At 65.5% G+C, this 19641-nt stretch carries 20 protein-coding genes (1 of these 20 only partly in view); 13 read left to right on the top strand and 7 right to left on the bottom strand.

Translation table 11 applies throughout. The annotated features are described in order from the left end of the window. Nucleotides 1-39: 39 nt before the first annotated feature. The 9 genes from SBI20_RS12155 (at nt 40) to SBI20_RS12115 (ending at nt 10069) form a co-directional block, all read left to right on the top strand. A complete protein-coding gene (locus tag SBI20_RS12155; RefSeq protein ID WP_317975269.1) occupies nt 40-1476 on the top strand; it encodes a HAMP domain-containing sensor histidine kinase in 1437 nt (478 codons plus the stop codon). Nucleotides 1477-1500: 24 nt separating this feature from the next. Further along, on the top strand, nt 1501-2499 hold the full coding sequence (locus SBI20_RS12150; protein ID WP_317975268.1) for an alpha/beta hydrolase: 999 nt from the start codon (nt 1501-1503) through the stop codon (nt 2497-2499). Between the two features lie 56 nt (nt 2500-2555). Continuing rightward, the gene (locus tag SBI20_RS12145; protein ID WP_411911522.1) at nt 2556-3953 is read left to right on the top strand and encodes a M48 family metalloprotease; all 1398 of its coding nucleotides are present in this window, start codon (nt 2556-2558) and stop codon (nt 3951-3953) included. A gap of 5 nt (nt 3954-3958) precedes the next feature. Further along, nucleotides 3959-4780 carry a DsbA family protein gene (locus SBI20_RS12140; protein WP_317975267.1) on the top strand — a complete coding sequence of 274 codons (822 nt, stop codon included), beginning with the start codon at nt 3959-3961 and terminating at the stop codon, nt 4778-4780. Beyond that, nucleotides 4777-5841, top strand: a complete 1065-nt coding sequence (locus tag SBI20_RS12135) for a M48 family metalloprotease (protein WP_317975266.1) — start codon at nt 4777-4779, stop codon at nt 5839-5841. The genes SBI20_RS12140 and SBI20_RS12135 overlap by 4 nt, the downstream gene beginning before the upstream one ends. 76 nt (nt 5842-5917) lie before the next feature. Continuing rightward, the gene (locus tag SBI20_RS12130) at nt 5918-7105 is read left to right on the top strand and encodes a sensor histidine kinase (protein WP_317975265.1); all 1188 of its coding nucleotides are present in this window, start codon (nt 5918-5920) and stop codon (nt 7103-7105) included. Between the two features lie 104 nt (nt 7106-7209). Continuing rightward, nucleotides 7210-8007 (top strand): LytR/AlgR family response regulator transcription factor, encoded by a 798-nt coding sequence (locus SBI20_RS12125; RefSeq protein WP_317975264.1) that lies wholly within the window; start codon nt 7210-7212, stop codon nt 8005-8007. 43 nt (nt 8008-8050) lie between these two features. Next, nucleotides 8051-8914: a carboxylating nicotinate-nucleotide diphosphorylase gene (nadC, locus tag SBI20_RS12120; RefSeq protein WP_317975263.1), complete on the top strand. Its 864-nt coding sequence runs from the start codon at nt 8051-8053 to the stop codon at nt 8912-8914. A 426-nt stretch (nt 8915-9340) separates the two neighbouring features. Continuing rightward, nucleotides 9341-10069 (top strand): RelA/SpoT domain-containing protein, encoded by a 729-nt coding sequence (locus SBI20_RS12115; protein ID WP_317975262.1) that lies wholly within the window; start codon nt 9341-9343, stop codon nt 10067-10069. A 9-nt stretch (nt 10070-10078) separates the two neighbouring features. On the opposite strand, the gene SBI20_RS12110 is transcribed toward SBI20_RS12115, so the two are convergent. Beyond that, entirely contained in the window at nt 10079-11173 is a 1095-nt protein-coding gene (locus tag SBI20_RS12110; RefSeq protein ID WP_317973627.1) for an IS5 family transposase, read from the bottom strand. A gap of 110 nt (nt 11174-11283) precedes the next feature. On the opposite strand from SBI20_RS12110, the gene SBI20_RS12105 reads away from it, so the two are divergent. Next, nucleotides 11284-11733, top strand: coding sequence for a hypothetical protein (locus SBI20_RS12105; RefSeq protein WP_317975261.1), 450 nt, complete (start codon nt 11284-11286; stop codon nt 11731-11733). Nucleotides 11734-12011: 278 nt separating this feature from the next. Here SBI20_RS12105 and queG read toward each other — a convergent pair whose 3' ends face one another. After that, entirely contained in the window at nt 12012-13064 is a 1053-nt protein-coding gene (gene queG / locus SBI20_RS12100) for a tRNA epoxyqueuosine(34) reductase QueG (protein ID WP_317976125.1), read from the bottom strand. 70 nt (nt 13065-13134) lie between these two features. Between queG and SBI20_RS12095 the strand changes: the two genes are divergently transcribed. Then, nucleotides 13135-14100 (top strand): ABC transporter ATP-binding protein, encoded by a 966-nt coding sequence (locus SBI20_RS12095; protein ID WP_317975260.1) that lies wholly within the window; start codon nt 13135-13137, stop codon nt 14098-14100. Next, nucleotides 14097-15293 carry an ABC transporter permease gene (locus SBI20_RS12090; RefSeq protein ID WP_317975259.1) on the top strand — a complete coding sequence of 399 codons (1197 nt, stop codon included), beginning with the start codon at nt 14097-14099 and terminating at the stop codon, nt 15291-15293. The genes SBI20_RS12095 and SBI20_RS12090 overlap by 4 nt, the downstream gene beginning before the upstream one ends. Before the next feature lie 13 nt (nt 15294-15306). Here the strand turns inward: SBI20_RS12090 and SBI20_RS12085 are convergent, their stop codons facing one another. From SBI20_RS12085 to SBI20_RS12065, 5 genes are all read right to left on the bottom strand, one after another. Beyond that, nucleotides 15307-16176: a 3-hydroxyacyl-CoA dehydrogenase NAD-binding domain-containing protein gene (locus tag SBI20_RS12085; protein WP_317975258.1), complete on the bottom strand. Its 870-nt coding sequence runs from the start codon at nt 16174-16176 to the stop codon at nt 15307-15309. Nucleotides 16177-16260: 84 nt separating this feature from the next. After that, nucleotides 16261-16848 carry a cob(I)yrinic acid a,c-diamide adenosyltransferase gene (locus SBI20_RS12080; protein WP_317975257.1) on the bottom strand — a complete coding sequence of 196 codons (588 nt, stop codon included), beginning with the start codon at nt 16846-16848 and terminating at the stop codon, nt 16261-16263. 13 nt (nt 16849-16861) lie between these two features. After that, nucleotides 16862-17098 (bottom strand): HIG1 domain-containing protein, encoded by a 237-nt coding sequence (locus SBI20_RS12075; RefSeq protein ID WP_317975256.1) that lies wholly within the window; start codon nt 17096-17098, stop codon nt 16862-16864. Next, nucleotides 17095-17997: a tRNA glutamyl-Q(34) synthetase GluQRS gene (gluQRS, locus tag SBI20_RS12070; RefSeq protein ID WP_317975255.1), complete on the bottom strand. Its 903-nt coding sequence runs from the start codon at nt 17995-17997 to the stop codon at nt 17095-17097. The genes SBI20_RS12075 and gluQRS overlap by 4 nt, the downstream gene beginning before the upstream one ends. 223 nt (nt 17998-18220) lie before the next feature. After that, nucleotides 18221-18394, bottom strand: coding sequence for a hypothetical protein (locus SBI20_RS12065; protein ID WP_317975254.1), 174 nt, complete (start codon nt 18392-18394; stop codon nt 18221-18223). 225 nt (nt 18395-18619) lie between these two features. On the opposite strand from SBI20_RS12065, the gene guaA reads away from it, so the two are divergent. After that, nucleotides 18620-19641, top strand: the 5' portion of a protein-coding gene (gene guaA / locus SBI20_RS12060) for a glutamine-hydrolyzing GMP synthase (RefSeq protein WP_317975253.1). 550 nt of this gene lie beyond the right edge of the window; 1022 of the gene's 1572 nt are visible here — the first part of the coding sequence; the start codon lies at nt 18620-18622; its stop codon lies off the right edge, out of view.

Here is a 19641-nt window from a genome sequence, read left to right as displayed (position 1 = left end):
GATGTTCCCAATCATGCCTGCCCATCATGACTCCCGGTCATGCCTGAGACCCTGACGCCCGGTGCTTCGGTCCAGCGACGGCCGCTGTCGCCCACCATGTTGCGGCTGGTGGCCAGCGTCTTCGTGCTGCAACTGCTGTCGAGCGTGGTGGCGATCTTCTTCCTGCGCACCGAGATGCTCGGCGTGGTCCGCACCGACCGCGAGGAACAGGTGATCGACGTGCGCGACGACCTGCTGGCCGCCTATTACGACGGCGGACGCGCCGTGCTGGCCGACTACATCCGCCAGCAGCGCGGCAGCGCCGCCGATCCGGGCATCTTCATCACCCTGTCGGGGCCGGGCCACAAGCCCGTGATCAGCAATGTCGGCTATGTCCCCGAAATCATCCCGCAAGTCCGCCCCCACAGCGTCCTGATCCGCACCGGCGCCGATGCGCCCGATGTCGAGGCGCTGGTCCTGGCCAGTTCGCTGCCCGATGGCGGCAAGCTGATCGTGGGGCTGATGGGGGCCAGCGAAAAGCGCTTCAACCTCGCCTTCGCCACGGCCATCGGCCTGACCATCACGGTGGCCGTCACCCTTTCGCTGATCAGCGCGGTGGCGCTGGGCGTGGCGCTCAGCCGCCGCACGCATGAAATCGCCAGCGCCGCCGAGGAACTGGCAGCGGGCAATTTCGGGATGCGTCTCGACGAAGGCCACAGCGGCGACGGCTTCGATCACTTGCGCCTCCAGATGAACCGCATGGCCGAGCGCATCGCCGCGCTGGTGGCCGAACTGGGCGCGGTCTCGGGCGCGCTGGCCCACGACTTGCGCTCGCCGGTCACGCGCCTGTCGGCTGCCATCGACACCGCGCTCGTCCGCATGGAGCAGGCCCGTGCCAGTACCGGCAGCGGCACCGGCACCGGCGCTGCGGGCCCCGAAATCGCCGAGGCGACCGAAGCCCTGCTCGCCGCCCGTGCCGATGCCGATGGCCTGCGCGCGATGCTCGAAACCGCGCTGGAAATCAGCCGCCTTCAGGGCGGCGCGGTGCAGGATCGCCGCGTGGCGCTCGATCTGGCCGAAGTGGCCGCCGACATGGTCGAACTCTACGAACCGCTGGCCGAGCAATCGGGCGTCGCGCTCACCCTCGCGCTCAGCCCGGCCCCGGTGCGCGCCGACCGCGAACTGATCTCGCGCGCGCTGGCCAACTGCATCGACAATGCCCTCAAATATGGCGGCGACACGATCACCGTGCGCACCGCCGATACCGAAGATGGCGTCGTGCTCGAAGTGCTCGACAATGGCCCCGGCATCGCGCCCGAAGACCGCGCGCGGGTGGTCGAACGCTTCGTCCGGCTCGACAATGCGCGCACCCGGCCCGGTGGCGGACTGGGCCTGGCCATGGTCGATGCGGTCGCCCGGCTCCATGGCGGGCGGCTGGTGCTGGACGAGGCACCCGGTGGCGGCCTTGCGGTGGCACTTCACCTGCCGAAGCGATAAGGCGCGCGGGATGAGGCACAGAGAATGACCGCACTTCGATGGACAATCGCCGTGGGCGGGGCGGCCATGGGCAGCCTGGCCACGGGTCTGGCCGCACGGATGCTCTATCGCCGCGCACTGGCCCGCAATCCGGTCGGCGTGCTCGATGCCGCCGACTTCGCGTTGCGGGCGGGGCGCAGCGGCGTGCGCCGGGTCGCCCGCGCCCGCTTCGGTCCCGATCCGCAGCAGGTTCTCGAAGTCTTCGTGCCGCGCGGGGCCCATCCCCGGCGCGATCGGCGCGATACGGCAAGCGCCCTGCCGGTGGTGGTCTTCATCCACGGCGGCGCCTGGGACAGCGGGCGCGTGGCCGACTACCGCTTCATCGCCCGCACGCTCGCGCCGCTGGGCGTCATGGTCGTGCTGGCGGGCTATCGCCTGCTGCCGCACGGGCGCTGGCCGGTCATGCTCGAAGATGGCGCAAAGGCGCTGCGCTGGGTGGCCGATCATGTCGGCCCGCTGGGCGGCGATCCGGGCCGCGTGGTGCTGATGGGCCATTCGGCGGGAGGCTACAATGCGCTGGCCCTCGCCCTCGACCGGCGCTGGATGGAGGCCCAAGGGCTCGATGCCGGGGCGCTGGCCGGGGTCATCGCACTGGCCGCGCCCAGCGATTTCCTGCCGCTCGACGATCCCGCCTCGATTGCCGCCTTCGGCCATTGCGCCAACTTGCGCCAGACCCAGCCGATCGACCACGCCCATGCCCTGCGCCACACCAGTGGCAAGACCGGAACCCGCGTCCCGCCGCTGCTGCTCGTCCACGGCGCCAACGACACCCGCGTCCTGCCCCGCCACAGTCTGGCGCTGGCCGATGCGATGACCGGCGCGGGCCATCCGACACGGGCCGCCGTGCTGGAGGGGATCAACCACGAACAGCTGATCACCGCCTTTGCCCGCCCGTTTGCCCGCGAGACCCGCCCGCTCGATGCCGTAAAGGCCTTCCTCGCGGAGGTTTTCCCTTCACGCGAAGTTCATTCCGCGTCACAATAAGCAATATCGTGATGCGCCTCCTCCCTTCCTGCCTGGGTTCCTTGAGCCTGCGTTCCATGCGCCGGTCTGCCGGTCGCCGGGCCTTCCCGTCGGGGCGCCTGCGCCCGGCCCTTGTCGCCATGGCTGGCGCACTGGCGATCACGGGGATGAGCGCCCAGCCGGCCTGCGCGCAGGAAGTCCTGCGCGATGCCGAGACCGAGGCCCTCTTCCGCGACATGTCGGCCCCGATCATCAAGGCCGCCGGGCTCGATCCGCACAATGTCGACATCATCCTGCTCAACGACGGCGACATCAACGCCTTCGTGGCGGGCGGACAGGCGGTCTATGTCCAGTCGGGCCTGATCGGCGCGGCCGACAATATCAACGAGGTTCAGGGCGTCGTCGCCCACGAACTGGGCCACATCACCGGCGGCCATGTGATCAGCACCGCCGGATCGCGCCCCGCCACGGGGATCACCCTGCTCAGCCTGCTGCTGGGCGGGCTGGCCGCCGCCGCCGGATCGCCCGAGGCAGGCATGGGCGTGTTCATGGCCGGGCAGCAGGCCGCGATGGGCAGCTATCTGGCCTTCAGCCGCGCGCAGGAAAGCACCGCCGACGCAGCGGGCGCGCAATACCTGTCGAAGGCGGGCATCTCGGGCCGGGGCTCGCTCGATTTCTTCAAGAAGCTCCAGAACATGGAGTTCCGCTATGGCTTCACCCGCAATGCCGACAGCGAGTTCTATTCGACCCACCCGATGACCGCCGACCGTCTGGCCACCTTGCAGGACACCTATGAAAAGGACCCGGCCTGGAACACCCCGATCGATCCCGATCTCCAGGCCCGCTTCCTGCGCGTGAAGGCCAAGCTCTATGGCTATCTGGCCGATCCCCAGGCCACGCTGGCGGCCTATCCCGACTATCTCAACGATCCCCCTGCGCATTATGCGCGGGCCTATGCCTACCACAAGGAAGCGCTGATGGACAAAGCGCTGGCCGAAGTGGACGCCATGCTCAAACAGTTGCCCGACGACCCTTACGCGCTCGAACTCAAGGGACAGGTGCTGCTCGAATCCGGCCAGCCGCAAGCCGCCATCGCCCCCTTGCGCCGCGCGACCAACCTGACCGGCAACAACCCGCTGATCGCCACCACGTTCAGCCATGCCCTGCTGGCCACCGAAGACCCCGCCAATTTCGCCGAGGCCGAGCGCGTCCTCAAGACCTCGGTCGCCAGGGACCGCGAAAACCCGTTCGCCTGGTATCAGCTGGGCATGGTCTACGAAGCCGAAGGGGATACCCCCCGCGCCCGTCTGGCCAGCGCCGAACAGCAACTGATGCAGATGCAATTGCCCGAGGCAGCCCGCAACGCGCAGGCCGCCGAGGACACGCTCCCCAAGGGCTCGGCCGACTGGCTGCGCGCGCAGGACATCGCCATGTCGGCCCAGTCCCAGATGGAGCGGCAAAGGAAGAAGAAATAGACACGATGACAGCCGTTCCCGAACGCCGTTCGTTCCTGATCCTGCTGGGGCTGGTGGCCGCCGTGGCCGCCGCCCTGGCCTGGTGGGTCGTGGCCAGCCGCCGCGCCACGCAGGAAATCGCCAGTTCCGCGCCCGGCGAGATGACGCAGGCCCAGTTGACCAAGGCCCTGTCCGACGCCGGGATCGACCCGGCCCAGCGCGTCGCGATCGAGGGCCTCGTGCGCCAGACCCTGATCGACCATCCCGAAATCCTCAGCGAAGCCGCACAGGCCCTCGAAGCGCGCGAAAGCGCCAGCCGCCTCGCGCCCTTGCGCGGCGCGCTCGAAACGCCCTTCCCCGGCGCGGTGCTGGGCAATCCGCAGGGCAAGCAGACCCTCGTCGAGTTCACCGACTTTGCCTGCACGTTCTGCCGCGCCAGTGTCGCCGAAGTCGAGGCGCTGATCGCCGCCAACCCCGACTTGCGCGTGGTCGTGCGCGAATTGCCGATCATCTCGGAACAGAGCCTGCCCGCCGCACGCATGGGGCTGGCAGCCGCCGCGCAGGGCAAGTATGCGGCCTTCCACAAGGCCATGTTCAGCGGCGAATCCCCCAGCCCCGCCAGCATCGCCGCCGCCGCCGCCAAGGCCGGGCTCGACATGCCCGCCGCGCGGGCTTTTGCCGCCCGGCCCGACACCACGACCGAGCTTCAGCGCAACCTCGCCCTCGCCCGCCAGCTGGGCATCAGCGGCACCCCGGCCTGGGTGGTCGGCGACCAGTTTCTGAGCGGCGCCGTGGGCCGAGACCGGCTTCAGGAAGCACTCACCGCCGGAAAGGCCAAGGGCGCGTGATTCGCGCCGCCGCGCCAGCCCTGCTGGTGCTGGCCTCTCCGATTGCCTCTGCCCGGACAGCGCCCCTGCCGCCTGTTCCCCTCCAGCCAGCCCCCCTCCAGCCAGCTGACGAGATCCAGAAGGACGATCAGCTCGTCCAGTCGATCGGCTGGAAGCTGGCCCGCGCCAATGCCCGCTTCTGCGCCCGCGCGGGGCCGGGCGTGGGCATCATGCTTCAGGATGCGCGCACGTTCGACGATCCGGCCCTTGCCCGCGCGGTCTATGGGCTGAGCGGCGACATCGGCATCGCCGCCATCGCCGCTGATGGCCCCGCTGCCGCCACCGGCCTGCCCCTGAACGCCACGGTTCTGGCAGTCGACGGGCTGGCGATCACGTCCCTGCCCGAACCTCGCCCCGGCCACTGGGACCGCCAGATGGCCTTGCAGGATCGCCTCGAACAGGCCGTGCGCCGCAAGGGCGCCGTCACGCTGACGCTGGCAGGCCCTCTGGCAGGTGGGCAAAGCCTCACCATCTCCGGCCAGACCGTGTGCACGGTCCGCTTCCTGATGGACGACAGCACCGGCAATGCGGGCGCCAACCGCGACATCGTGCGGATCGGGCGCCCGATGGCCGAAGCGCTCGGCTGGGACGAGGCCGAAGTGGCCGCCCTCATGGCCCATGAAATGGCCCACGCGGTGCTCGACCACCAGACCTGGCTCGCCCACGGCGGCAGCACCCGCAAGGCAGAACGCGAGGCCGACCGCCTCTCGGTCTGGCTGCTGGCCAATGCAGGCTACGATCCGCAAGCCGCCCCGCGCTGGATCGCGAAAATCGGCCCGCGCTACCAGATCGGCTTCCTCGTCTCGCCCAGCCACGGCGGCTGGCGCACCCGCGCCCGCGACATGACCGCCGAAATCGCCACGATGCAGGCCGCGCGCGCCGGATCGCCAGAAGCCGGATCACAGGAGGCCGGATCACAGGAGGCCGACTGGCCCCGCCTGTTCCGCCGCGAGGAAGGCGCCCCCGCGATGCCCACCGTTTCGCACGACGAAGCGATGGCGCAAACACCCGCAACCCGCTAGGGCCTTGGCGGTCGCATCGCCTGATGCGAAAAACCGGTTCCCACTTTTTCACGCGATGCTCTAGAACCGTCTTCCCATGGCTATGCTGCCCCTTCGCCCCACGCCGTTCTTCGGCAACAAGAACCGCGCGTTCTGGCGGCTCCAGTTTGCCGGCTGGGGTGGCGCCATGGTGCTGCGCGCGATGTCGACCATCGCCAATGCCCAGCCCTGGTCGTTCCTGCTGATCGTGCTGATCGCGTCGATCACCGGGTTCTCGATCTCGTCGATCCTCTCGGTGATCTATCGCGCGCTGATCAACCGCCGCCCGATCATCACCTGGGGCGCCACGGCGGTGGTTCTGGCCATCGCGGTGTGCCTCTATGCGTTCATCGACGCCTGGGTGATCAGCCTCTACCGCCCCGGCAGCGACGCGGGCTTTGCCCAGCTGTTCGTCGGGGTGTTCTATATCGACCTGACCCTGCTGGGGGCTTGGTCGGCGCTCTATTACGCGATCAATTTCTACATTCAGGTGGAAGAGCAGAACGACCACCTGCTCTATCTGGAGGCGCAGGCGACTTCGGCCCAGCTGGCCATGCTGCGCTACCAGCTCAACCCGCACTTCCTGTTCAACACGCTCAATTCGATCTCCACGCTGGTCCTGCTCAAGCAGACCGAACCGGCCAATGCCATGCTCAGCCGCCTGTCCTCGTTCCTGCGCTACACGCTGATCAACGAGCCGACCGGGCGGGTGACCGTCGCGCAGGAAGTCGAGACGCTCAAGCTCTACCTCGACATCGAACTGATGCGCTTCGAGGAGCGCCTGCGCACCGAATTCCGCATCGACGAGGACGCGCGCAATGCGCTGATGCCCTCGCTGCTGCTCCAGCCGCTGGTCGAGAACGCGATCAAGTATGCCGTCAGCCCGCTCGAAGACGGCGCCCAGATCACCATCGGCGCGCAAGTCGTCGGCTCCATGCTGCGGGTCACCGTTTCGGACAGCGGACCGGGCTTGCCAGCGGGCACCGATCCCTCGACGCTGTTCGGCGTGAACCCTGATTCCACCGATTCCGCCCGATCCCATCCCCCCCTTCCGGGGGCTCCGGTTTCTACCGGGGTAGGCCTTCCCAATATCCGCGACCGGCTGGCCCAGGCCTATGGCAGCAACCAGCGTTTCGAGGCGGGCAACCGGCCCGAAGGCGGCTTTGCCGTCACCATCGAACTTCCTTACGAACCCCGTGAGGAAACCCCGGCGTCTCCCTCGTCGCGGCGCCTCGAACGGGCCTGAAAAAAGGATTCGGGCCAGTCCGGGAACTTCTTGGGCTTGCCGTAATTGACACGCGGGGGCAAAAATAACCGCAACAGGGCAGACGCTCCAGGCAAAGGTAGCAAATGACCATCCGCACGATCCTCGTCGACGACGAGAAACTCGCCATCCAGGGCCTCCAGCTTCGTCTTCAGGCCTTCCCCGATGTCGAGGTGATCGACACCTGCTCCAACGGGCGTGAAGCGATCCGCAAGATCAAGACCGAAAAGCCCGACCTGGTCTTTCTCGACATCCAGATGCCCGGTTTCGACGGGTTCAGCGTGGTCAAGGGGGTGATGGAAATCGACCCCCCGCTGTTCGTCTTCGTAACCGCCTATTCCGAACATGCCTTGAAGGCGTTCGAGGCCAACGCCGTCGACTACCTGCTCAAGCCGGTCGAGGAAGACCGCCTGGCCGATGCCCTCGACCGCGCGCGCACGCGCCTCGCGGAAAAGCGCGGGCTGGAGGAAGTCGAAAAGCTCAAGACCGTGCTGGCCGAAGTGGCGCCCGACGCCATGCCCGAGATGGAAGACGATGGCGAAGTGGCCGCAGGCCGCTTTGAAAAGCTCATCAACATCAAGGACCGCGGCCAGATCTTCCGCGTCGATGTCGACACCATCGAACGGATCGAGGCGGCGGGCGACTACATGTGCATCTATACCGGCGACAATTCGCTCATCCTGCGCGAAACGATGAAGGATCTCGAACGCCGGCTCGACCCGCGCGTGTTCCAGCGCGTCCACCGCTCCAAGATCGTCAACCTCGATCAGGTCCGGCAGGTCCGCCCGCACACCAATGGCGAATGCTTCCTCGTCCTTGAATCGGGCGCCGAAGTGAAGGTCAGCCGCTCCTATCGCGACGTGGTGGCGCGCTTCGTTCACTGAAACCGGCTTTCCTTCGCGCGCCTGCCTGCGTAAACGTCCCGGCATGACCGATTTGAGCATTCCGGGTTTTGACCTTGCTGCCTTCGTGAAAGCCACGCTCGAGGAAGACCTCGGGCTGGGCTTTCCGGGCGGCGGCCACGATGTCACCAGCGAAAGCGTGATCCCTGCGCAGGCCCGCTTTGCCGGGGTGATGGACAGCCGCGACCCCATCAGCGTCTGCGGACTTCCCATCGCCGCCGCCTTCTTCCGCGCGCTCGACCCGGCGATGGAGATCGAGATCCTCGTGCCCGAAGGCGCCCGCGTCGAACCGGGCACCGCGCTCATGCGCCTGACCGGCAATGCCCGCGCCATGCTCACCGCCGAACGCGCCGCGCTCAACACCGTGCAGCACCTCTCGGGCGTGGCCACCCTCACCCGCACCTATGTCGATGCCATGGGCCAGACGAAGGCCCGCCTGCTCGATACCCGCAAGACCATCCCCGGCTTCCGCCACCTCGAAAAATACGCCGTGCGCATGGGCGGCGGCCACAACCACCGCATGGGCCTGTGGGACGCAGCGATGATCAAGGACAACCACGTCCTCGTCGCCGGCGGCGTCGGCCCCGCCGTCGCCCGCGCACTGGCCGCTGGCGTGCGCGACGTGATCTGCGAAGTCGACACCCTCGACCAGATCGAACCCGCCCTGCAAGCAGGCGCCACCCGCCTCCTGCTCGACAACATGGGCCCCGACACCCTGCGCGAAGCCATCGCCCTGGTCGCAGGCCGCGTCCCCTGCGAAGCCTCGGGCGGCGTCAACCTCCAGACCATCGCCGCCATCGCCGCCACCGGCGTGGATTACGTCTCGGTCGGCCGCCTGACCCAAAGCGCCCCGGCAGCGGATATCGGCCTCGATTTCACCCCGCTTTGAAGAAGGATTAAGAACAAGGGGAAAATGAAGGGGCCATCGCCCCTTCGACCCCGGAACTCCTGCGGATCGAGCGCATGGACGCCGATGCTCCGCCTCCATCCGGGCGTTTGCTGGCAAGCACACCATCGCCGCGCATGGACAAATCTGCGGTTAAGGGAACGGCTGAGGTTGGGACTTAACGGGCATTCAGCAAGCATGCGCCGAACGGCAGCACCCACCTGAAGCAGACATCGCGCTAAGCCCAGCGGATAACTATGCCCATTAAATTGGCTTCTGTAGAATGCGTTCAAAAGTTCAACGCAACTCCCATAATCACCGCTCAAACAGGCCTGCGCCGCGCCCAAGACGGCGTCCACAAAATTTCCGATGACTTGCAGGCGCTTCGCAAGTAGGTTTGCAGCAGCAAGAACAAATTTTGGAATAAAGATGTCGATTTGGTCCCCACCACCCGAAAGCAAGGCGCGAGTCAGGCAAGCAGGAAAGCGTATCGCGGATGGGAATGGGACAGATGAGGATTTTTATCTGGTAGATCAATGGCGCTCATCCCACGGCTATGTCATCAACACTTTTCAGATCTGGCTAAAGCGGAAAATCGCGATCAAGCCTTACAACGTTGAATTCGCGCAGCGCCTGAAGCGCCGAAATACTGTAATTGATAAGCTGAAACGAAAAAATGCTGCGGGCGACCCTCTTATTGCAGACGTTTCTGCTATGCACGACTTTGCTGGCTGCAGGATGATTTTTGAAGATCTTAAAGATCTTTATGACTTCCGGGAGTATCTTAATTCGGCAGCTGTCATGAAAAACGTCAATCATGCGCTCCGATACCCGCGCGAAAAATATGACTATATTGAAACGCCCAAGTTCACCGGATACCGCGGAATCCATGATGTATATCGGCACCTGCCGCGTGGGAGCGATCGAGCTGAAACCAGGAAGCCCTGGGATGGGCTGATGGTAGAGATTCAATACCGCACACGCGCCCAGCACGCTTGGGCCACAGCAGTTGAAATCTCGGACTTAACAGGCTGCGGAAAAAGGCATGTCAAAGCTCGCCATTGGTCCCGTTTTCACCGCTTCCAGACCATGCCGACAGTCATTCTGGCAGGCACCCTTCCCAAGGCGGGCCGCGTTTGGCCGTTCTGGGCGCTGTGAGGCGCAGGGCTAGGCCGCTGCCAGCAGCTTTGGCAGTCTGACGAGGTTGTAGGCGGCGGCGGTCAGCGTGAAGGACCACCCGACGCGTTGCCGTCCGCGATGGCGTGTCTTGCGCATGGTGCCGCAGGTCTTTGCCCATCCGAACACCTCCTCGATCCGCTTGCGGATTTTCTGCGAGAGGCCGTAGCCGGGATGGCGCGTCGTGCGCCGATCGATAGCCGAGCGCCGGTTGGTGTTGTTCTGCGCGACATGCGGGGTGACATCCATTTCGCGCAAGGCCGCGACGAAGGCGGCCGTGTCATAGTTCTTGTCCGCCCCCAGCGTGATCCGGTGGCGCCCCTCCATGCGCTCGAGCATGGTCAACGCGGCCTCGCGCTCTGCGGTGCCGGTGGCATGGGTGAGTTCTGTATCGACCACCAGGCCATTGCGGTTTTCCATGAGGACGTGGGCCATGTGGCACAGCTTGGCCGCTTGGCCGCGCGCCTTCTTGAACAGCCGGGCATCGGGATCGGTCGTCGAGGCATGGGTGGCATTGCTGCGCTTCTCGCCGCGAAAATCGCGTTCGGCATTGCGGCCGCTCGGCCCATCGCCACCGTCATTCCCGGGGCCGCCTTCCTCTTTGGGGCGGAAGCTTTTCACGCTGGCCCAGGCCTCGATCAACGTGCCGTCCACGGAGAAATGATCATCAGAAATAAGCGCCTGCACGCGCGGATGCCGAATGATCGCTGACAGAAATCTGGCCGCAATGTCGCCGGCCAGCAGCCTCTCGCGGTTCTTGGTGAAGACCGTGACATCCCAGATCGGCGCATCCATCGCCAGGCCGACGAACCAGCGGAACAGCAGGTTGTAATCCATCTGCTCCATCAACTGGCGCTCCGAGCGGACCGAATAAAAGGCTTGCAAAAGCAAGGCGCGCAGGAGCTTCTCAGGCGGGATCGAGGGCCTGCCGATGCGGGAATACAGGCCGTCGAAATCTGCCGACAGCACATCCAGCGCCTCATCGACAATGGCCCGGATCGCGCGCAGCGGATGATTGGGCGGTACCCGGGCTTCGCAACTCACGTAAGAAAACAGCCCCTCGCTCCGTTCGTCCCCGCCCCGCATCACCGTCCCTTCAACATCACGCTACGCGATCCTGGAATCAGCAATAGTGCCTGCGCGCAAGGGCCTTTTTCCGCAGCCTGTTAATCGACGGGGAGCGGACAAAGTTCGAAATGGACCAGTCGAAACGAGGTAAATTTTTTGCAATTGCCAGCGAGATCATCGCTCGAAAACACGAACATCTGGAGAGAGCCTTCTCGAACGTAAGTACCTCTGATCTACAAGATCAGCTTCAGACCCTTGAAGATGAGCTCGGGATTCTCCAGCGGCTGTCTGCTCTCAAGCAGTTTGAAGACGAGGAGAAACTGCAAGAGCATACCGTTCTAAATGTTTTCAAAAACGCGGACGGAAGTGCCGGTCTGGAAGTGATTCCGTTTAGAAATTCGAGCGACGCTATTGCTAAAGCCACTGAGTTAGAAACTTCGGGTTCGAGCCTAAATGCTGTTTATGTTCGAGCAAGCAACCCAAAGCAGCTGAGGTCGGCATATAGAAACTATTTCAACGATCCAATCGACTTTGTAAAAATAATACAAGAAGAAGCTAAAGTCGAAATGTCCGCGTGATGCAGGATTTGCCAGAACTCGCATATGGTCGCGTAGTGAATTGCAGCGTGGGCAATGTTCGCTTTCTACGCGTAGCCGACCGGCAGGCCGTCTGGTTTACAAAGGACCGGTTGCAGCGGCATCGGACATTCTAGCGACTTCAACCGGATGGCGTGAGTTGGTCGCAAACGGCCATTCGAAAACGCCCACCCCGCCAAAGTTAATGGGGTGAAGGGGGCCTTGCCCCCTTCGATATCTCTTTTCTTCACTACCTTCCTGAAAACAGCGTCGCGCAGCGATTATGGCTTCAAAGCCCCCAAGGCCCAGACCGCCGCTTCCGCCACGACCGGGTCGGGATCGGCGCGAAGCCCCTCGACGGTTGGCACCAGCCGTTGATCGCCGCTGTTTCCCGCCGCGTAGAGGCAGTTGCGCACGAAGCGGTTGCGGCCGATCCGCTTGATGGGGGAGCCTGCGAAGACCGTGCGGAAGGTCGCGTCGTCAAGCGCGAGCAGTTCGGCGAGGCGCGGCGCGACGAGTTCGGCGCGGGGCAGGAAGGCATGGTTGTCGTGGGCCGCGCGGGCGAACGAGTTCCATGGGCAGACCGCGAGGCAATCGTCGCAGCCATAGATCCGGTTGCCCAGCGCCGCGCGATAGCGTTCGGGGATCGGTCCCTTGTGCTCGATGGTGAGGTAGGAAATGCAGGCCCGCGCGTCGAGCTGGTAGGGCGCGGGGAAGGCTCCCGTCGGGCAGGCATCCTGGCAGGCCGTGCACGAGCCGCAGCGGTTGGCGTGGGGGGCATCGGGGGCAAGGTCGAGCGTGGTATAGATGGCGCCGAGGAACAGCCACGAGCCGTGGCGGCGGCTGACCATGTTGGTGTGCTTGCCCTGCCAGCCCAGCCCGGCGGCCTCGCCCAGCGGTTTTTCCATGACCGGGGCGGTATCGACGAAGACTTTGACTTGCGCCTGCGGTTCCTGCGCCACGATCCAGCGGGCCAGCGCCTTGAGCGCGCGCTTGACGAGGTCGTGATAATCGACCCCTTGCGCATAGACCGAAATCCGCGCGCGGTCGGCCACATCGGCCAGCGCCAGCGGGTCGTGCGCGGGGGCATAGCTCATCCCCAGCGCGATCACGCTGCGCGCCTCGGGCCAGAGCGATTGCGGGCCTTGGCGCTGCTCGGCGCGGGTTTCCATCCAGTCCATCGAGCCGTGGCGCCCCTCGCCCAGCCAGGCGTGGAGGCGGGCGGCGCGGGCCGGGTCGTCCTGCGCGGTGGTGATCCCGCAGGCAGCAAAGCCGATCCGCGCGGCTTCCTCTCGCAGACGCTGCTCCAGTGGTGGAAGGGCGGGAGAGACGATCTTAACCAAACCTTCTTTCCCTTCCGGCCATAGGCATGCTCAAGTGGCCAATACAGGATCGGCGGGGGTAATGGCAGATTTCGGGCAGGACGGCGAATGGGCCATCGAGGCACAGGGCCTCGTCAAGCGGTTCGACGGGTTTACCGCCGTCGATGGCGTGGACATCCGCGTGCCCAGGGGCGCGATCTATGGCATCCTTGGCCCCAATGGCGCGGGCAAGACGACGACGCTGCGCATGTTGCTGGGCATCATCGACCCGGACGAGGGGCGCCGCGTGGTGCTGGGGCACGAGCGCCCCACCGATATCGCCCGGCGCATCGGCTACCTGCCCGAGGAACGCGGGCTTTACCCGGCGATGAAGGCGACCGAGGCCATCGCCTTTCTGGCCGCGCTGCGCGGGGTGCCGCTCAAGGTGGGACGCGCGAGGGCGCGGGCTTTGCTGGAAGAGCATGGCCTCGCCTATGCCGCTGATCGGCAAATCCGCCAACTCTCGAAAGGCATGGCCCAGCAGGTCCAGTTGCTGGGCACCCTCGTCCACGAACCCGACCTGGTGGTTTTCGACGAGCCGTTCTCGGGGCTGGACGCGCTCAACCAGGGCAAGCTCGAAACGATGATCCGCGCGCTGGCCGCACGGGGCACGACGGTCATTTTCTCCACCCATGTCATCGCCCATGCCGAGCGCCTGTGCGACCGGGTGGCGATCATCGCAGGCGGCAAAGTGCCGTTTGCGGGCCTTGTCGACGAAGCGCGCGACCGGCTGCGCCCGCAAGTCCGCCTCGAAACCCGCGCGGCCGATGGCCCATGGCGCGCCGCGCTCCCTCCTGAAGCCCGCCACGAGGGGGCCTTCTGGCACTTCACCCTGCCCGAAAGCGGCGTCGAACCGCTGCTGCGCGCGCTGATCGAGGGGGAAGCGGGCATCCTCTCGCTCTCCATCGAGCGCCCCGGCCTGCACGATGCCTTCGTGGCCATCGCGGGCGAGGCCGCCGCCCGCGCGCTCGCCGAAAATGCCGCGCAAGCTGAAGAGGCCATCCGATGATCCCCGAAAAGCTGCGCGCCGCCGCCGTCATCGCCCGCCGCGATTTCGTTGCGGTGATCTTTTCCAAGACCTTCCTGCTGTTCCTGCTCGGCCCGCTGTTTCCGCTGGTGGTGGGCGGCATGGCCGGGGCCATTGGCGCGCAAGTGGACAAGGAACTCAACCAGCCGCAAGTCGGCCTTGCCCTGCCCGCCGAACAGACCCGGCGCCTGCTGGCCGCCCATGCCGCGCTGGCCGATGCCCTGCCCGGCGATGTCCCCGATTTCGTCGCCCTCGATGCCCCCGGCACCAACCCGCGCGCGCTTCTTGCCAAACATCTGCCGGGGCACGAAGGCGTGCTGTCCGCCGTCGTCTCGGGCACGCTCGATCACCCGGTGCTCACCGCCACGCCCGAGCGGGCGCAGATGTGGCAGGGCATGGTGGGCCTGATCGCCGCCCGCGCGCGCGACGACCACCCCGCCCCGCTGCCCCCCGTCACCCTCGACGAAGTGGCCACCAGCGCGGCCAAGGTCAAAAGCGGGCAAGTCATGACCGCACAGGCCGGGCAAGTGCTGCTGTTCCTGCTCACGATGCTGCTGGCGGGCATGGTCCTCTCGAACCTTGTCGAGGAAAAGGCCAACAAGATCATCGAAGTCCTCGCCGCCTCGATCCCCATGGACGCGCTGTTCCTGGGCAAGCTGTTTGCCATGCTGGGGGTGAGCATGGTGGGCATTGCCGTCTGGGGCACGGTCTGGGGCGGGCTGGTACTGGCGGGGATGAAGTCGCTGCCGATGCTGGCCGCGCCTGCGGTGGGCTGGCCGCTGTTCGTGGGGCTGGGGTTCCTCTATTTCGCGATGGCCTACCTGCTGCTCGGCTCGCTGTTTCTGGCCATCGGCGGCATGGCCAGCACGGTGCGCGAGGTGCAGACGCTCTCGATGCCGGTCACGATGCTTCAGCTCATGGTGTTCTTCTTTGCCAGCTATGCGCTGGCCCGTCCGGGCACGATGATCGAGACCGCCAGCCTCGTCTTCCCGCTTTCCTCGTCCTTTGCCATGCTGGCGCGTGCGGCGCGCTCGACCGAGCTATGGCCCCATGTCCTCGCGCTGGGCTGGCAGGCGCTGTGGGTGGCCCTGATCGTGCGCACGGGCGCGGTCCTGTTCCGCCGCACCGTGATGAAATCAGGCCCCGCGCGCCCGAAAAAGCGCGCGAAGGCCTGATGTTCATGGGCGCTTACCGCGTCGGAACGGGCGTTTCGCCGCTGTAGTCATAGAAACCACGCCCGGTCTTGCGGCCCAGCCACCCGGCCTCGACATATTTGGCCAGCAACGGCGCCGGGCGATACTTGCCATCGCCCGTGCTGCTGGCAAACACGCGCATGATTTCCAGGCAGGTGTCCAGCCCGATGAAATCAGCCAGTTGCAGCGGCCCCATCGGATGGTTGAGACCAAGGCGGCAGGCCTCGTCGATATCGGCAACATTGGCCGTGCCACCACCCAGCACGAAGACCGCCTCGTTGAGCATCGGCACGAGGATGCGGTTGACGATGAACCCGGCCTCGTCCTGCGAAAGCACCATCACCTTGTTGAGCCGCCCGACCAGCGCGTGCATCGCCTCGATCGTGGCAGGCGCGGTGGCAAGGCCGGGGATGACCTCGACCAGCTTCATCACCGGCACCGGATTGAAGAAATGCAGCCCGATGAAACGCGCCGGATCGACCGTGCGCGCGGCCATGCGGGTGATCGGGATCGAACTGGTATTGCTCGCCAGAATGGCATGGGGCGCCAGCACAGCCCCGGCGGCGGCGAAAATCTTCTGCTTGATGTCCTCGCGCTCGGTCGCCGCCTCGACGATCAGGTCGGCCCCGGCCATCGGCGCATAATCCCCGATCGCGGTGATCTTCGCGAGGGCCGCGTCGGCCTCGTCCTGCGTCATCTTTTCCTTGGCGACAAGACGCGCCAGCCCCTTGCCGATCCGCTCGCGCCCCTTGGTGGCCGCATCCAGATCGACATCGGCGAGCAGGACCGCCAGCCCCGCCTGCGCCATGACTTGCGCAATGCCCGCGCCCATCTGCCCGGCACCGATAACGGCAACAGTTTCCATGCCTTCACCCTTTCCTTTGCAACCGGTCGCGGGCACGCAGGCCCGCAAACCGAAAATCAAGCCCGGCTGGTCAAGCCCGACCAATCAAGAGCGGCTGGCGCCCGGAACCCAGAGCGGATCGGCGCCCTTGTTGAGCGCGCGCGCCAGCACGAAGCAGTAATCGGAAAGCCGGTTGAGATAGGCCAGCGCCGCCGGATTGACCGGCTCGGCCGCCGCCAGTGCCACGCCGGCCCGCTCGGCCCGGCGCACGATGGCACGCGCCAGATGAACCCGCGCCGCCGCCTCGCTGCCACCGGGCAGAATGAAGCTGGTGAGCGGGGGAAGATCGGCGTTGTGCGCGTCGATCGCCTGTTCGAGCCAGTCGACCTGACCCGGCACGATTCGCAAGGTCATGGCGCCGGGTGCGAAATCGTCGTCAGGGCCGCTCGCGGGCATGGCCAGATCGGCGCCAAGATCGAACAGGTCGTTCTGGATGCGCGCCAGTTCGGCGGCAACGGCAGGCGCCGGAATCGCCGCTACCGCCAGCACGGCAAGGCCCAGTGCGCTGTTGGCCTCGTCCACCTCGCCGATGGCGACCATGCGCGCATCGTGCTTGGCCCGGCGCGAGCCATCGACCAGCCCGGTCGTGCCAGCGTCCCCCGTGCGGGTGTAGATCTTGTTCAATTTTACCATGATTCTCGCCTGTTCAGTGTTTTCCGGCCACCATCAGCAATAGGATCACCACCGCGATAGCCAACCCCTGAAACTTGATGCGGTTCATCATCATGCGGTTCTGCAACAAGTGCATGTCGCGCAGGCCTTCCGCGCCCTCCCCCGATCCATCCCGCCGCACGGTGCGTGCGAACGCCATGATCCCGCGCACGAGCGACCACACGGTCAGCACCATGAGCACGATCAGCAAGGGGACCAGAACCTGCCTCATGGCGCCAAGTCTATGGTGTCGACCAGTGAAATGCCAGCATCAAAGCGTCCATCCTTCAGCCGCCGGGCCAAGGCTGCCCCATCCTCCCCGGCCAGCCTGCGTTCGGCCAATCCGGCAGCCCCGCGCCGCTTGGCCAGCTTGCGCCCGTCTGGTCCCACCAGCACGCCATGATGGTGCCAGCGCGGCACCGGCAGGCCCAGCAAGGCCTGAAGCAAGCGATGGACATGGCTCGCCCGGAACAGGTCCACCCCGCGCGTCACCACGCTCACGCCATCGGCGGCATCGTCGAGCGTGGCGGCCAGATGATAGGACGCAGGCGCATCCTTGCGCCAGAGCACGACATCCCCGAACGGCAGCGGATCGGCCTGTTGCAGCCCCCGCCGTTCATCCTCCCACGCCAGCGATCCATGCCGGGTGGTGGCCCATTCCATGGCCCGCGCCATATCAAGCCGCCAGGCCACGTCCGGGGCCGGCGCAAACGCGCCGCGATACGGAAAAGATGGACGGCAGGTGCCCGGATAGACCGGACCATCAGGCCCCATCCCGTGCGCCCCCGCCGCAATTTGCGCGCGCGTGCAGCGGCATGGATAGAGCAGCCCCTCCCCGTGCAACACCTGCGCGGCAGCCAGATAGCTGGCGATGCGCTGCGACTGGGGCGCAACCTCGCGCCACGACAGCCCCAGCCAGGCCAGATCGGCGCGAAACTGGTCGGCCAGTTCAGGGCGATTGCGCGCCCCGTCGATGTCCTCGATCCGCACGAGGAAAGTGCCCTGATCGACAGCCGCCCGCCCCTGCGCCACGAGCGCCGCCCAGGCATGCCCCAGATGAAGGGGGCCGTTGGGGCTGGGCGCGAAACGCGTCACGGTCCGCAGTGCGGTCGACGGCAGAGGTTCTGACATGGCGCGGATGGGTAGAAGGTTTCCTCTCGGGAACAAGTGTATCCCCAAAGACACAATTGCTAAAAACGCAAAACGGCCACCCCGCCGGGTGGCCGCTTGACGTCAAGACCTTCGCCGCGATGCGGTGACATTGCAAACAAAGGCTTTATAACAAGTATTTAAAACCATTTCATAGCCGCTTGAGAGGATCCGGCCCGAAATGGCATAGTGCTGCCACCAGCGCTCAGACGAGCGTGGCAGTGAACATCGCGCCGCTGACACCAGCAGCAAGGATGAGCGGCAGCACAACCGTAGCGAACTTGCGCATGGTTTGCTCCTGTATTTCCTGCGAATAAAGTTTTTTTATAGTGCCTTCTAGGCCCTCTCCAGTCCGTCGCGCCGGCAGGGTGAACAGCACGGAGCCGCGAACTGGGGCTCACATAGGACCAGCCGGTTTTTGTACAAGTGCTATCATGCATCACACACTTGCAATAAGTGCAATTTATTACACTCAACTCGCTTGCTGTGGCATGTTTGCCACGCATAATTTAGCATACGTAACTATCTTGCACCATTTTGAAGCAAAATTGTCCAGGCCTCGCAAATACTGGACAGGCAGGGCAGCCTTCCTTATCGGCCAGCCATGACCATCCAGCCCCAAGAATCGGCCCCCGAATCGATCCTCATCGTCGATTTTGGCAGCCAGGTGACGCAGCTGATCGCGCGCCGCGTGCGCGAGGCGGGCGTCTATTCCGAAATCGCCCCCTTCACCCAGGCCGAAGCGGCATTCCACCGCATGAAGCCCAAGGGCATCATCCTGTCGGGTTCGCCCGCCAGCGTGCCCGCCGACGGCAGCCCCCGCGCGCCGCAGGTGCTGTTCGACAGTGGCCTGCCGATCCTGGGCATCTGCTACGGCCAGCAGGTGATGAGCCATCAGCTCGGCGGCACCGTCGAACCGGGCGATTCGGGCGAATTTGGCCGCGCCTTCCTGACCGTGACCGAGCCCTGCGTGCTCTTCGACGGCCTCTGGGCACCGGGCGAACGCCATCAGGTGTGGATGAGCCATGGTGACAAGGTCACCCAGTTTGCCCCGGGTTTCCGCATCGTCGCGGTCTCCGACGGCGCCCCCTTCGCCGTCATCGCCAATGACGAAAAGAAGTACTACGGCACCCAGTTCCATCCCGAAGTCGTCCACACGCCCGACGGCGGCAAGCTGATCGCCAATTTCGTGCGTCACGTCTGCGGCTGCACCGGCGACTGGACGATGGCCGAATTCCGCAAGACCAAGATCGCCGAAATCCGCGCCCAGGTGGGCGACGCGCGCGTGATCTGCGGCCTTTCGGGTGGCGTCGACTCCGCCGTGGCCGCCGTGCTGATCCACGAGGCGATCGGCGACCAGCTCACCTGTGTCTTCGTCGACCATGGCCTGATGCGTCTGGGCGAGGCCGAACAGGTCGTCTCGCTGTTCCGCAACCACTACCACATCCCGCTCGTCCATGCCGACGTCTCCGAGATGTTCCTGGGCGGCCTTGAAGGCACGACCGATCCCGAAGCCAAGCGCAAGTTCATCGGCAAGACCTTCATCGACGTGTTCGAGGCCGAGGCCAAGAAGATCGGCGGCGCCGACTTCCTCGCGCAGGGCACGCTCTATCCCGACGTGATCGA

Origin of the sequence: Novosphingobium sp. IK01 (assembly GCF_033242265.1) — a bacterium.
GTDB classification, from domain to species: Bacteria; Pseudomonadota; Alphaproteobacteria; order Sphingomonadales; family Sphingomonadaceae; genus Novosphingobium; species Novosphingobium pituita.
Note: the sequence above shows the minus strand (reverse complement) of the source record. Positions and strands in the feature narration are given on the sequence as shown.